10 protein-coding genes, 1 tRNA gene and 1 pseudogene are annotated in these 12,254 nt (G+C 64.6%); 8 read left to right on the forward strand and 4 right to left on the reverse strand.

Features of this window, described 5'->3' with window-relative positions:
• Nucleotides 1-10: 10 nt before the first annotated feature.
• Nucleotides 11-84, reverse strand: a tRNA-Gly gene (locus BRAS3843_RS38655).
• Between the two features lie 258 nt (nucleotides 85-342).
• Here BRAS3843_RS38655 and BRAS3843_RS38660 point away from each other — a divergent pair.
• On the forward strand, nucleotides 343-744 hold the full coding sequence (locus tag BRAS3843_RS38660) for an SPW repeat protein (RefSeq protein WP_008974766.1): 402 nt from the start codon (nucleotides 343-345) through the stop codon (nucleotides 742-744).
• A 147-nt stretch (nucleotides 745-891) separates the two neighbouring features.
• Here the strand turns inward: BRAS3843_RS38660 and BRAS3843_RS38665 are convergent, their stop codons facing one another.
• The gene (locus tag BRAS3843_RS38665) at nucleotides 892-1,404 is read right to left on the reverse strand and encodes a GcrA family cell cycle regulator (protein WP_035984201.1); all 513 of its coding nucleotides are present in this window, start codon (nucleotides 1,402-1,404) and stop codon (nucleotides 892-894) included.
• A gap of 487 nt (nucleotides 1,405-1,891) precedes the next feature.
• On the opposite strand from BRAS3843_RS38665, the gene BRAS3843_RS38675 reads away from it, so the two are divergent.
• From BRAS3843_RS38675 to BRAS3843_RS38690, 4 genes are all read left to right on the forward strand, one after another.
• Nucleotides 1,892-3,103, forward strand: coding sequence for an aspartate aminotransferase family protein (locus BRAS3843_RS38675; RefSeq protein ID WP_008974769.1), 1,212 nt, complete (start codon nucleotides 1,892-1,894; stop codon nucleotides 3,101-3,103).
• Entirely contained in the window at nucleotides 3,100-4,026 is a 927-nt protein-coding gene (argF, locus tag BRAS3843_RS38680) for an ornithine carbamoyltransferase (protein ID WP_008974770.1), read from the forward strand. The genes BRAS3843_RS38675 and argF overlap by 4 nt, the downstream gene beginning before the upstream one ends.
• A 191-nt stretch (nucleotides 4,027-4,217) precedes the next feature.
• Entirely contained in the window at nucleotides 4,218-4,583 is a 366-nt protein-coding gene (locus tag BRAS3843_RS38685; RefSeq protein ID WP_035984205.1) for a DUF559 domain-containing protein, read from the forward strand.
• Between the two features lie 129 nt (nucleotides 4,584-4,712).
• Nucleotides 4,713-5,711 (forward strand): Hsp33 family molecular chaperone, encoded by a 999-nt coding sequence (locus BRAS3843_RS38690; protein WP_008974772.1) that lies wholly within the window; start codon nucleotides 4,713-4,715, stop codon nucleotides 5,709-5,711.
• A gap of 268 nt (nucleotides 5,712-5,979) precedes the next feature.
• Here the strand turns inward: BRAS3843_RS38690 and BRAS3843_RS38695 are convergent, their stop codons facing one another.
• Together BRAS3843_RS38695 and apaG are read right to left on the reverse strand one after the other, a co-directional pair.
• Nucleotides 5,980-8,313 carry a molybdopterin-dependent oxidoreductase gene (locus tag BRAS3843_RS38695; protein ID WP_008974774.1) on the reverse strand — a complete coding sequence of 778 codons (2,334 nt, stop codon included), beginning with the start codon at nucleotides 8,311-8,313 and terminating at the stop codon, nucleotides 5,980-5,982.
• Between the two features lie 866 nt (nucleotides 8,314-9,179).
• Nucleotides 9,180-9,572, reverse strand: a complete 393-nt coding sequence (gene apaG / locus BRAS3843_RS38700; protein WP_008974776.1) for a Co2+/Mg2+ efflux protein ApaG — start codon at nucleotides 9,570-9,572, stop codon at nucleotides 9,180-9,182.
• Nucleotides 9,573-9,927: 355 nt separating this feature from the next.
• Here apaG and BRAS3843_RS38705 point away from each other — a divergent pair, with 355 nt between their 5' ends.
• From BRAS3843_RS38705 to BRAS3843_RS41945, 3 genes and pseudogenes are all read left to right on the forward strand, one after another.
• Nucleotides 9,928-11,181 (forward strand): OpgC domain-containing protein, encoded by a 1,254-nt coding sequence (locus tag BRAS3843_RS38705; protein WP_008974777.1) that lies wholly within the window; start codon nucleotides 9,928-9,930, stop codon nucleotides 11,179-11,181.
• Entirely contained in the window at nucleotides 11,181-11,966 is a 786-nt protein-coding gene (locus tag BRAS3843_RS38710; protein WP_008974778.1) for an SGNH/GDSL hydrolase family protein, read from the forward strand. The genes BRAS3843_RS38705 and BRAS3843_RS38710 overlap by 1 nt, the downstream gene beginning before the upstream one ends.
• A gap of 67 nt (nucleotides 11,967-12,033) precedes the next feature.
• Nucleotides 12,034-12,254: pseudogene (locus tag BRAS3843_RS41945) on the forward strand (hypothetical protein); the annotation flags it as partial.

Consider the following 12,254-nt stretch of genomic DNA (forward strand, 5'->3'; position numbering starts at 1 on the left):
AGGGGAAGGCTGGAGCGGGCGAAGGGAATCGAACCCTCGTATGCAGCTTGGGAAGCTGCCGTTCTACCATTGAACTACGCCCGCGCTGGCTCATGATTAGCCGAGACGACGGCGTCCGCCAAGCGGCTTCTTGGCCGCACGGGATCGCCGACCCCGCCCTGCCCCTCGAAAATCGTGGCATCCGGACGCCCCTCGCGGGCCGATCGCCCGATCTTGATGCGCCACCGTACCAGCGGCTGGAACCGAAGTCGGAGGTGCCGCTTGTTGCTGGTGAGGCCGCAAGCGGCTCCGTCATCGCCTCAGTGTCATCGCCGCGACCGGCCGGACATTGGAGCAGTGATCATGATCAACTCGCTTATCACCCGCAAGCCGCGACTTATCGTGTGGAGCCCTTCCGCGCTCGACATCTACACCCTGCTGTGCGGCATCTTCCTGGCGGCCTCGCCGTGGCTGTTCGGCTTCACCCGCGCCTATGGCCGGCTCGACGCCGAGCTCGGCGGTTACGCGCTGATCGCGCTATCGGCCGCGGGCATCCTCGCCTTTGCCGATTGGGAGGAATGGCTGAAGCTGGCACTCGGCCTCTGGCTGATCGCGGCGCCCTGGCTGCTCGGCTTTGTCCATACCTCTGCCATGCATGTCAGCATCTCGATCGGCCTGATCGTGACCTTCCTGACCCTGCTGGAGCTCTGGCTCGCTCACGATCCGGATTTTGCCGAGGACATTAAGGCGGCCTCGCGCCACTGACAGCGCCGATAGCCCGACGCCCTGCGTTCCGGGGCGCGGCTCGCGCTCAAGCCGGACAACACGTCCGGCTTCACATCGGCGGCGCGATGCGATCGGCCTCGATCGCCATCGCGCAGCAGGCAGGCGCCAATCGCAGATAATCCGCGTTCAGCGCGTCGGGCTCTTGCCCGGTTGCCGGCGGCGATCCGCCGCGGGCTGATAGGCGATGCGCGAATGCTGCGCGCAATAGGGCAGGCCATTGAGCGCCTTGCCGCCGCAGAAGAAGAAGTCCGGGCTTGCGGGATCACCGACTGGCCAGTGGCAGGTGCTTTCCCTGAGCTCGAGCAGCGACAGCCGCTGGCTCATCGGCACCACATTGTCGAACGTGACCGGATCGGGCTCCGCCTCGACCTCGAACACCTGCGCCAGCGCGGTGTTGCCGCGGGCGACCGGGCGCGCCACCCGCATCATCGGCTGAGCGGGTCGGGCCTTGCGCTGACGCGGGGCAGCGGCGGCAGGGCTCTTGGCGCGGCCGGAAAGGCCAAGCCGGTGCACCTTGCCGATCACGGCGTTGCGCGTCACATTTCCGAGTTCCGCGGCGATCTGGCTGGCCGACAATCCGGCCTCCCAGAGCTTTTTCAATTGCTCGACGCGATCGTCGGACCAGGTCAATACCGTCATCGCACCTTTCCCTTCGCGTTGCGCTGGCCAATTCTGGGACAGCGCTGCGATGCCAACCTCTAGAAAATCCCTGCAGGCAGAATCCCTTAACCCTCGCCGGGCGCGATGCGCGCGCCCGGACGTGTACGCCAAACAACCGAACTCTTAAGGATCAGACCTGCTGCACGAGATGTCGTACTCGATGGAGAAAACGCTACAATATGCCGTGACTCCCGCGCAAGAGTCGGGGGCCCTCGTCCACACCTTCCGTCGCCGCCGATTGGGCATCGTTCCCACTGTCATCTGGCTGCAATCTCTCGCGCAGCGGCCCGCAGCGGTTCGCGCGGGCGTGTTGACAGCCAACGTTCCGCGCATACAATAGGTGTGCGTGCCGCCTTGAAAAGGCGGCACATTTTGTTTTCCAGGGCCTGGTCCCTGATGCGCGATGGCGCCGCTCTGCGCCTCGTCGTGTGCGTCTTGACCAGCTCGTTAGCTCAAGTGATCAGCCATGACCACGGACGTCGCCTCGCATCTCCTCCCCGTATTCGCCCGGATCGATCTTGCCTTCGAACGCGGCGAAGGCGCGTGGCTGATCGCGACCAATGGCGAACGCTATCTCGACTTCACCTCCGGCGTCGCGGTGAATGCGCTGGGACACGCGCATCCGCATCTGGTGAAGGCGCTGCAAGAACAAGCCACCAAGCTCTGGCACATGTCGAACCTGTTCAAGAGCCCGGACGGCGAGCGGCTGGCGGCGCGGCTGTGCGAGCAGAGCTTTGCCGACTACGTGTTCTTTGCCAATTCCGGCGCCGAGGCGATGGAATGCGCGATCAAGATCACGCGCAAGCATCACGCCGCCAAGGGACACCCTGAGCGCTACCGCATCATCACCTTCGAAGGCGCGTTCCATGGGCGCACCCTGGCGACGCTCGCGGCGACTGGCTCGGCCAAATATCTCGACGGCTTCGGCCCGCCGATGGACGGCTTCGACCAGGTACCGCTCGGCGATCTCAATGCGGTGAAGAAGGCGATCGGCCCGCACACCGCGGGCATCCTGATCGAGCCGGTCCAGGGCGAAGGCGGCGTGCGCACGGCGCCGCTTGCGTTCTACAAGGCGCTGCGCGAGCTCTGCAACGAGCACGGCCTGTTGCTGGTGTTCGACGAGGTGCAGACCGGCATGGGCCGCACCGGCGAGTTGTTCGCGCATCGTTGGATCGGCGTCGAGCCCGACGTGATGTCGCTGGCGAAGGCGCTCGGCGGCGGCTTCCCGATCGGCGCCTGCCTCGCCACCGCCGATGCCGCGGCCGGCATGACGCCGGGCACCCATGGCTCGACCTTCGGCGGCAATCCGCTGGCGGTCGCGGCCGCCAATGCCGTGCTCGACGTCATGCTCGCGCCCGGCTTCTTTGACCACGCGCGGAAGATGTCGCTGCTGCTGAAGCAGAAGCTCGCCGCGGTGATCGACCGTCATCCAGAGGTGATCTCCGAGGTCCGCGGTGAAGGCCTGTTGATCGGCGTCAAGGCCGTGGTTCCCTCGACCGATCTGATTGCCGCGTTGCGCGACCAGAAGCTGTTGACCGTCGGCGCCGGCGATAACGTCGTGCGCTTCCTGCCGCCTTTGATCGTCACCGAGACCGAGATCGATGAGTCGGTGCAGCGGCTCGATCGCGCCTGCGCGGCGCTGTCGGGCGGTGGACACAAGCAGGCGGCCACGTCATGAGCAAGACCCTCCGCCACTTCCTCGATATATCCGAGGTTCCGCTTGCCGAGCTGCGCACCATGCTCGCGCTCTCCAGCGACCTGAAGAAGAAGCTGAAGGCCCATGAGCCGCCGAAGAAGCCGCTCGAAGGCAAGGTGCTGGCGATGATCTTCGAGAAACCGTCGACCCGCACCCGCGTCTCCTTCGATGTCGGCATGCGCCAGCTCGGCGGCGAGTCGATCATGCTGACCGGCGCCGAGATGCAGCTCGGCCGCGGCGAGACCATCGCCGACACCGCGCGCGTGCTGTCGCGCTATGTCGATGCGATCATGATCCGGATCCTGAGCCATGACGCGCTGCTCGAGCTCGCCGCGCATGCGACCGTGCCCGTGATCAACGGGCTCACCCGGCGCTCCCATCCCTGCCAGGTGATGGCCGACGTCATGACTTATGAGGAGCATCGCGGGCCGATCGAGGGCAGCACCGTGGCCTGGAGCGGCGACGACAACAACGTGCTGGCCTCCTGGGCCCATGCGGCGGAGCGCTTCAAGTTCAGGCTCAACGTCGCCACCCCGCCGCAGCTCGCGCCGGGCAAGGCGATGAAGGATTTCATCCGCGCCACCAGGGCCGACATCCGTCTCGGCCATGATCCGGAGGAGGCGGTAGCTGGCGCCGACTGCGTCGTCACCGACACGTGGGTGTCAATGGGCGACAAGGACGGCGAGCATCGCCACAACCTGCTCAAGCCGTATCAGGTCAATTCCAAGCTGATGTCGCTGGCGAAGCCCGAGGCGATCTTCATGCATTGCCTGCCCGCCCATCGCGGCGAGGAGGTCACCGACGACGTCATCGATGGCCCGCAGTCGGTGGTGTTCGACGAGGCCGAGAACCGCCTCCATGCGCAAAAAGGCATCCTGGCCTGGTGCTTCGGCGCGGGGACTTAAGCGCCGCACGATCGTCGTGCGGCGCAGAGCGGCACCAACACAATAGCTGCGCAAAGCGGCACAAATAGGTGTCGTCTCGGACAACCGAGCGCCCTACGATTGACAATAGGCTTCCCTTGCGCTGCTTGCTCGATCTACCCTCTCCCCTTGTGGGAGAGGGTGCCTCGCGAAGCGAGGCGGGTGAGGGGTTGGTGCCGCAAGAACCGCATCATCGGCCGATCGCAAAACGCAGCCGCAACTTCGCCAAGCGAATGCGAACTGAGCCGACTGATGCCGAAGCCGCAATGTGGAAACTGCTCCGCGATCGTCGTTTCATGCGGTTCAAGTTTCGCCGGCAGGTCCCGTTTCAGAGCTACATCCTCGATTTCGTCTGTTTCGAGCACCGCCTCGTGCTGGAGATCGATGGAAGTCAGCACGCCTCGGCGGCGACCGACATAACCAGAGATCAAGTCCTGGCCCGCGAAGGCTTCCGAGTCGCTCGCTATTGGAACAACGATGTACTGCAGCGTCGCAATGAGGTCATGGAGGACATCCTCGCGAAGCTCGGCGAGGGGTGAGAGACCCCTCACCCGTCGCGCTTCGCGCGCCACCCTCTCCCACAAGGGGAGAGGGTGCACTGAGTCTGGCGCAAAGCATAGCTCCATCTCCCCCTTCCATTTATTCCTCCGCCCCCCCAAATAGGCGCCATGACAGCCTCCTCACCCGACACCGAAATCAATCTCGCTAGCGACATCCGCGCGCCGTCGGCCGTGCCGGTCGACGACGCGGTGCTGCCGTTCGAGGTTGCCGCGCTCGATCTGCGCGGCCGCCTCACCCGCATGGGGCCGGCGCTCGACGACATCCTGACCAAGCACGCCTATCCGCAACCGGTCGGCAAGCTGCTCGGCGAAGCGATCGTGCTGACCACCCTGCTCGGCTCCTCGCTGAAGTTCGACGGCCGGTTCATCCTGCAGACCCAGACCGACGGCCCGGTCTCGTTCCTGGTGGTCGACTTCCAGGCACCCGATCGCCTGCGCGCCTATGCACGCTATGACGAAGCCCGCCTCGGCGAAGCCAAGGATTCCGGCGGCCTGCTCGGCAAGGGGCATCTGGCGATGACCATCGACCAGGGCCCGGACATGAGCCGCTACCAGGGGCTGGTGGCGCTGACCGGCGGCAGCCTGGAAGAGGCGGCGCATGAATATTTCCTGCGCTCCGAACAGATCCCGACCCGGGTGCGGCTTGCCGTCGGCGAGGAATGGAGCGGCGGCAAGCGGCGCTGGCGTGCCGGCGGGCTGCTCACGCAGTTCCTGCCCAAGGCACCGGAGCGCGCGCGCCAGGCCGATCTGCATCCGGGCGACGCGCCGGAGGGCACCGTGCTGCACACGGTGGAAGAGGACGACGCCTGGGTCGAGGGCCAATCGCTGGTCTCGACCGTGGAGGATGTCGAACTGATCGATCCCGCGCTGTCCGGCGAACGGCTGTTGTACCGGCTCTTCCACGAGCGCGGCGTGCGCGTGTTCAAACCGCTCAGCCTGCAGGCGCGCTGTTCCTGCTCGCGTGATGCGGTGGCGAGCATGCTGAAGAGCTTCTCGCCGCAGGACCGCGCCGAGATGGTGCAGGACGACAAGGTGGTCGTCACCTGCGAGTTCTGCTCCTCGGTCTATCAGTTCACCCCGCACGAAGCCGGCGTGACAGAGAATTAGTCCTCCCGCCTGCCCTGCTTGCGCGTTACTCGGCGACAATCCCTCTCGCGGCCGTCCTTCGAGACGCTCGCCTCCCGGCGAGCTCCTCAGGACGAGGGCGGATTTCGCGGCAAATTCTTAGTTCCTCATGGTGAGGAGCGCCGCTTGCGGCGCGTCTCCGGACGATGCTTTGCATCGCCGGGAGAACCATGAGGCCCGGAAATTCGAGATAGATGCGATAGCCGTCCCCCGCGGCAGTTCGGACGGCATATCGCATGCTCGTTGGCGATCAGCTCCGCGCTTCCGGCTGCGCCCCATGAATCCGCCGTGAGCGCGCCTCGGCGGCCGCGGCCTCCGTCGCCGTCAGTCTCTCCAGACGCACCGCCACATGCTTGTGATACGGCGTGCCGGCGATCGGATCGCGGTTGAGACTGTCGGTCAGCGCATTGATGCGCGGGCCATTGGTCAGTCGTTCTCCGTCACCGGCGGGATAGGACTGCCCGTAACCGTGCGGCAGCGCCAGCTGCCCCTGGCGCATGCTGTCGTCGGCCTTGCAGCGGACCACCACCCGCCCCGCCGGCGAGCGGACCGCGATCCATTCGCCGTCGCCTGCACCCAGCGCTTCGAGATCGCGCGCATTGACCAATAGCGCGCCGTCCGGATCGTCGCGGCGCCAGGCCGGATCGCGGAAGATCTGGTTGGCGTTGAACATGCGGCGCTGTCCGGCCGCGAGCACGAACGGATAATCCTTCGGCGCTGCAGCCGCGGCCGGGTCGAGCCCGCCGAGCCAGTCCAGCATGGCCGGGATCGCCAGCCGGATCTTGCGATCGGGATGAGCGACCAGCGACCACACATCTTCATAGCTATGCGTCGTGATGGCGACGCCGCTGCGCGTGCCAGCGATCGCATCAAACAGCGCGTCACCAAGCTCACGATCCGGAATCGGCCTATCAGCACCGAGCGCGCGCCTCACCGCGTCGGGATCGCGTTTCGCGCATGTCTGAGCGGCCTGCCAGAGCGGCGCGGCCGCAGCGGTGCCGTCCGGCAGCGTGGCGCCGAGCGTGTGGTAGAGGATCAGCGCGCCGAGCGGCGCGGCCTGCGGATTGGCGCCGATGAAGGCGCGCAGCGCCGTCGCGAACTCAGTGCGCGACTGGAATGCGGCGTCTCGCAGTGAACCCAGCACATTGTCGCCGGGCAGGAGCCCGAGGGCGCGCGCCAGCCGGCTGTAGATCTCCGGCTCCGGCAGAGTGCCTGCAAGCGGCGGCGCCACGGCCGCGCGCACATGGAAGTAGTTGGTCGGAAATTCGAAGTTGAACAGCGTGAATTCGGTCTTCTCATATTGCGAGGCGGCCGGCAGCACGTAATGCGCAAGACGCGCGGTCTCGGTCAGAGCGACATCGACCACGACGCAGAGATCGAGCGCGGACAACGCCTTCTCCACCTCCGCGGTGTTGGCGACGGTGTTGGCCGGGTTGGAGCTGTCGATCCACAGGCCGCGCAGCCGCTCCGGATGATCGTTGAGGATCGCCTGCGGCAGCAGGTTCGGCGGCAGCAGGCCGGCGATGATCTCGGTGTCGGTCGGTGCATAGCGCTGGTTGGGCGAATTGCCCCATAGCGGCTGTAGCCAGGAATGCAGCTGGTTGGTGCCCTTCCGGCCAAAGCTGCCGGTCAGCATGATCAGGAGCTTTTCCAGGTAGGAGTTGAGGGTCGAGTTGACGCCCTGCTGAATGCCGAGTTCGACGCGAACGGTCATGGCCTTCGCCGCCACAATCATGTCCACGCAGCGCTCGATCTCGTCGGGCGGGATGTCCGCCGCGGCGGCCCACTCCGCGACCGGAATGCGCGCCAGCGCCGCCTTGACCTCAGCAAAGCCGGTCGTGTGACGCTCCAGGAAGTCATGATCAACGGCATCGCGACGGACCAGCGTCGCCAGGATGGCGCCGAGCAGGAACGCGTCCGCGCCCGGCCGCACCGGAAGATGCAGGTCGGCCATCTCGGCGGTCTCGGTGCGGCGCGGATCGATCACGATCATCTTGCGGGTAGGATCCTTGCGGATCTGGTTGAGATGGTCGCGGGCATTGGCAAAGCCGTGGGCGATCCATGGATTGGCGCCGATCACGAACAGCAGGTCGCAATGATGGATGTCCTCGGCGGTGTGGCAGGTCTGGCTGCCGAACATGTGGCCGTTGACCCAGAAATCGCCGGTCTTCTCCTGCGACAGCGCGTTGAAAACCGAGCGGACCCCGAGCGCCCGCAGCACGGCGTTCGCATAGGCGCCGCCGGCGTGGTTGCCCTGCCCGCCGCCGCCATAGAGCGCGATGCTCTTGCCACCGTGTTGCTGCACGATATCGCGCAGGCGCACTGCGATCTCCCCAATCGCGGTATCCCAGTCGATCTCCTCGAAGCCGCCGTCGGCGCGGCGCCTGAGCGGCGAGGTCAGGCGGTCCTTGTGACGCGCATAGTAGGGAATGCGCGCCGCCTTGTTGCAGATGTAACCCTGCGATTTCGGGTTCTCACGGTCGCCGCGCACCTTCGTGATGCGGCCGTCCTCGACCAGCATCTCGACGCCACAATTGATATAGCAGATATTGCAGGCAGATTTTTGCCACTCCGGCTTCGACATCGTCGCGCTCCCGATCTGCGTCTTCGTCCGTTTGGGGGCATTTTATATGATTATCGTCATATGAACAACCGTCTTTCCGAACCTGCAATGGGCGTGAAGCACGGGCCCGTGATCGCCGTCCCGCAAGAGACCGCCAAGGGACCGCTTGCTGTCGCAACTCCGACGAATTTGCCCGTCGCGCCAATGTGCCGCAGGCGTTGCGGCTTGCGGCGTCGGGCAAATCAGGTTCACATTTCTGCCCGTCCTGCCTCCACCAGGAGGGGCGTATCGCGGTCGTCACGAACGTGGGAAGCGGGATGCGATGGACGCATCTGACTGTAGCGCGACCTGTTCGCGCCGACGAACGGTCGTGATGCGGACGTGAAATCGTGTGGTCCTGATACTCCGACGCTAGTATCAAGTTCGCGGACAGAGGCTTTGCCTCGCGCGGATGACGGTGGCCAGAAAGCCCGGTGCACCGAGGAGAGCTCGTATAAGCGTTAAAACCGTCGCGCAGGGAAGGCCGGGATGTCTTGGCCGATCCTGTGGTACCTGCCGCCTGCATTTTCTTTCGCAGGCGGGCCATGGGGGCGGCGAGCTCCCGGCCTTCCCTGCTCCCTCTGTTTAGGAAGAGGGTGACATGATCAGCAAAGCTCGGACGTAATTTGCGTCGCGAGAACGCAAGTACATGTTCGTCGAGAATCTCAATGAAGCCGATCTGTTCTCGTTCGTCATGCCCCGCCATCGGGTCTCGCCTTCGGCGAGCCCGACGACAGGCTCCGGCGGGACATCCAGTAACCTCAGGCTTCTCGGTCGATAATTGCGGTCTCTGGAATACTGGATCGCCCGGTCAAGCCAGGCAACGACGTCGCAATGAAGACTGCGAGCTAATTCAACACCCGCTTGCCGTCGGGGCTGTCGAGCGAAAAGGCCGGCACTTCGATCTCGAAGCGCTCGCCGCTCTCGCTCTCCATCTCGTAGTGGCCAGCCATGAAGCCCGTGGCGGTGGCGAGCGGCACGCCGGAGGTGTATTCGAAATGCTCGCCAGGCGCGAGCACCGGTTGCTCGCCGACCACGCCCTCGCCGCGGACTTCCTGCCGGCGGCCGGCGCCGTCGGTGATGATCCAGTGCCGGTTGCGCAGCTGCACGGTCTCCTCGCCGGTATTGGTGATCACGACCGTGTAGGACCAGAAGTATCTGCTATCCTCGGCCGAGGACTTCTCCGGCAAGAAGGTCGGCTCGACGGTCACTTCGATCTGGCGGGTCACGGCGCGATACATGGGCATCAGTCTAGCGGAAAGTCAGGGCAGAACCAATCACCGCGCCGTCGCGCTTTGACCACAGTTCCGGATCATGAGACCAATCGTGTAGAGTGCGTGGCGGCTTTGAGATGCCGCAAATTCGTGCGGCCGAAGCGGGATCTATACGCCATAAGCCGCCGATTCGCTCGTGGTGCCGGTATCCCTGAGCGTGTGCAACCGTCATGCGTGACGGGATCGCCACAATGATCCGCCGATGGCGCAAAAGCCGGGCCTGTTCCCGGCCGATAACTCCTTCATCGCTTGCGCAAAAGTTGCGCGGGCCTACATTCCCCCTGCCGCGCCTTCAAAGGCGGCAGTAGTGACGCGGTGCCTGATGACGTCGATTGCCGATCGCCTTGCCGGACCTACCGTCCCCGAAGCGCCTGCGCTGGCGCCCGCAGCGCCGGCCGCCACGGCTGCGCCCGCGATCAGCTTTCCGCCCGCGGGCGAGCGCGAGCTCAGGCTCGACCTGTTCCGCGGGCTCGCGCTGTGGCTGATCTTCATCGACCATCTGCCGCCCAATCTTCTGACCTGGTTTACGATCCGGAACTACGGCTTCTCCGACGCCACCGAGATCTTCATCTTCATCTCCGGCTATACCGCGGCCTTCGTCTATGGCCGGGCGATGCAGGATTCCGGCTTCGTGGTCGCCACCGCGCGCATCCTGCGCCGGGTCTGGCAGATCTACGTCGCGCACGTATTCCTGTTCACGATCTTTCTCGCCGAGATCTCCTACGTCGCGACCAGCTTCGAGAACCCGCTCTACACCGAAGAGATGGGGATCATGGACTTCCTGAAGCAGCCGGACGTGACCATCGTGCAGGCGCTGATCCTGCGCTTCCGTCCCGTCAACATGGACGTGCTGCCGCTCTACATCGTGCTGATGCTGTTCCTGCCGCTGATCCTGTGGCTGATGCGCTGGAAGCCTGATCTGACGCTCGGCCTCTCGGCCGTGATCTATGCCGTGACCTGGGAATTCGACCTGTATCTGTCGGCCTACCCGAACGGCTTCTGGGCCTTCAACCCGCTTGCCTGGCAATTGCTGTTCGTCTTTGGCGCGTGGTGCGCGCTTGGCGGCGCCAGGCGCATGACCCGCATTCTCAATTCGCCGGTTACGCTTTGGATCAGCGCTGCCTATCTATTGGCTGCGTTCATCGTGACGCTGACTTGGTACATTCCGCAGCTCGGCCATCTGCTGCCGCGCCGGCTCGAGCAGTGGATGTATCCGATCGACAAGACCGACCTTGACGTGCTGCGCTTCGCGCATTTCTTGGCACTGGCTGCGCTCACCGTCCATTACCTTCCGAGGGACTGGCCGGGCCTGAAATCGCGCTGGTTGAAGCCCCTGATCGTGTGCGGTCAGCACTCACTGGAGATCTTCTGCCTCGGCGTCTTCCTCGCATTCGCGGGACACTTCATCCTTGCCGAGGTGTCGGGTGGCGCAGCAATGCACGCGCTGATTAGTCTCAGTGGCATCCTCATTATGTGGGGGGTTGCCTCGTTGATTTCATGGTACAAAAACGTGGCAGACAAGAGTGCACCGCGAAAGGCTGCGCTTGCGAATGCCGATCTGGCGGGAGGGGGCTGATGCAGTCCGTCTCGTGGTTAAGGCGACGTAAATACGGCCTCATGAGGCTTGGGCTGCTGACGCTGGCCGCGGTGCTGGCGACGGCGGCGCGCGCCGAAGAGAACGTCCCGAACTGCGAGGTGCCGCCCTACCTGCTCGCCACCGAAAGCAAGCTGCCGAAGGTCGCCGAAGCCGTGAAGAACGGAAAGCCGCTCGATATTCTCGTGCTCGGCAGCCGCTCCTCCGCCATCGTGAGCACGTCCGACAACAACGCCTATCCCTTCCGCTTGCAGGCGGCCCTGAAGGAAAAGCTGCCTTCGGCGACCGTCAATCTGAGCGTCGAATTGCAGCCGAAGAAGACGGCCGAGGAGATGGCCGGCAGCTTCGTTAAGCTGCTGGAAGCAAAAAAGCCTAATCTGGTGATCTGGCAGACGGGGACGGTCGACGCGATGCGATCGATCGATCCCGATGAGTTTCGTGCCGCCGTCAACAACGGCGTGACGGAGCTGCAAGATGCGGGGGCGGACGTCATCCTGATGAACCTGCAATACAGCCCACGCACGGAAACCATGATTTCCGTGCCGCCTTACATCGACAACATGCGCGTCGTTGCGCAGGAACGCGACGTGCCGCTGTTTGATCGGTTCGCCATCATGCGGCAATGGAACGAAAATGGCGATTTCGACCTGTTCAATCCCACGCACGGGATCGAGCTCGCCAAGCAGGTTCACGACTGTCTCGGCAAGGCGCTCTCGAAACTCATCATCGATGCGGCGCAGCTTGGGCCGGTCGCGCAGCAGAACTAGGATGTCTTGGTTTATGACGTTAACGAGTTGTCACCGCGTATTTCGAGGGCTGGCGCTCCCGGCTCTCATGGCAATCGCATTCGCCGTGCCAGCATCATCGCTCTACGCACAGACTACAGCCCAAGCCGCGCCGGCCTCACCGCCTGCAGCTGACGCGCCGGCATCGCCGCTCACCGACTTGCGATCGACGATCGGTCATGCTGCAGCGGTCGAGCCGCAGAAGCCATCGGCACCACAGGTCGCTGCGGTGCACCAGGGCGCTCCGGCAGGCACGCAAGGCGTAGCTCT

Source organism: Bradyrhizobium sp. STM 3843 (assembly GCF_000239815.1).
In the GTDB taxonomy this organism is placed as follows: Bacteria; Pseudomonadota; Alphaproteobacteria; order Rhizobiales; family Xanthobacteraceae; genus Bradyrhizobium.

Excerpts from the sequence above, each read along its gene's own strand:
- BRAS3843_RS38660 (WP_008974766.1), top strand. The coding sequence starts at position 343 with ATGATCAACTCGCTTATCACCCGCAAGCCGCGACTTATCGTGTGGAGC.
- BRAS3843_RS38665 (WP_035984201.1), bottom strand. The coding sequence starts at position 1,404 with ATGACGGTATTGACCTGGTCCGACGATCGCGTCGAGCAATTGAAAAAG.
- BRAS3843_RS38675 (WP_008974769.1), top strand. The coding sequence starts at position 1,892 with ATGACCACGGACGTCGCCTCGCATCTCCTCCCCGTATTCGCCCGGATC.
- argF (WP_008974770.1), top strand. The coding sequence starts at position 3,100 with ATGAGCAAGACCCTCCGCCACTTCCTCGATATATCCGAGGTTCCGCTT.
- BRAS3843_RS38690 (WP_008974772.1), top strand. The coding sequence starts at position 4,713 with ATGACAGCCTCCTCACCCGACACCGAAATCAATCTCGCTAGCGACATC.
- BRAS3843_RS38695 (WP_008974774.1), bottom strand. The coding sequence starts at position 8,313 with ATGTCGAAGCCGGAGTGGCAAAAATCTGCCTGCAATATCTGCTATATC.
- apaG (WP_008974776.1), bottom strand. The coding sequence starts at position 9,572 with ATGTATCGCGCCGTGACCCGCCAGATCGAAGTGACCGTCGAGCCGACC.
- BRAS3843_RS38705 (WP_008974777.1), top strand. The coding sequence starts at position 9,928 with ATGACGTCGATTGCCGATCGCCTTGCCGGACCTACCGTCCCCGAAGCG.
- BRAS3843_RS38710 (WP_008974778.1), top strand. The coding sequence starts at position 11,181 with ATGCAGTCCGTCTCGTGGTTAAGGCGACGTAAATACGGCCTCATGAGG.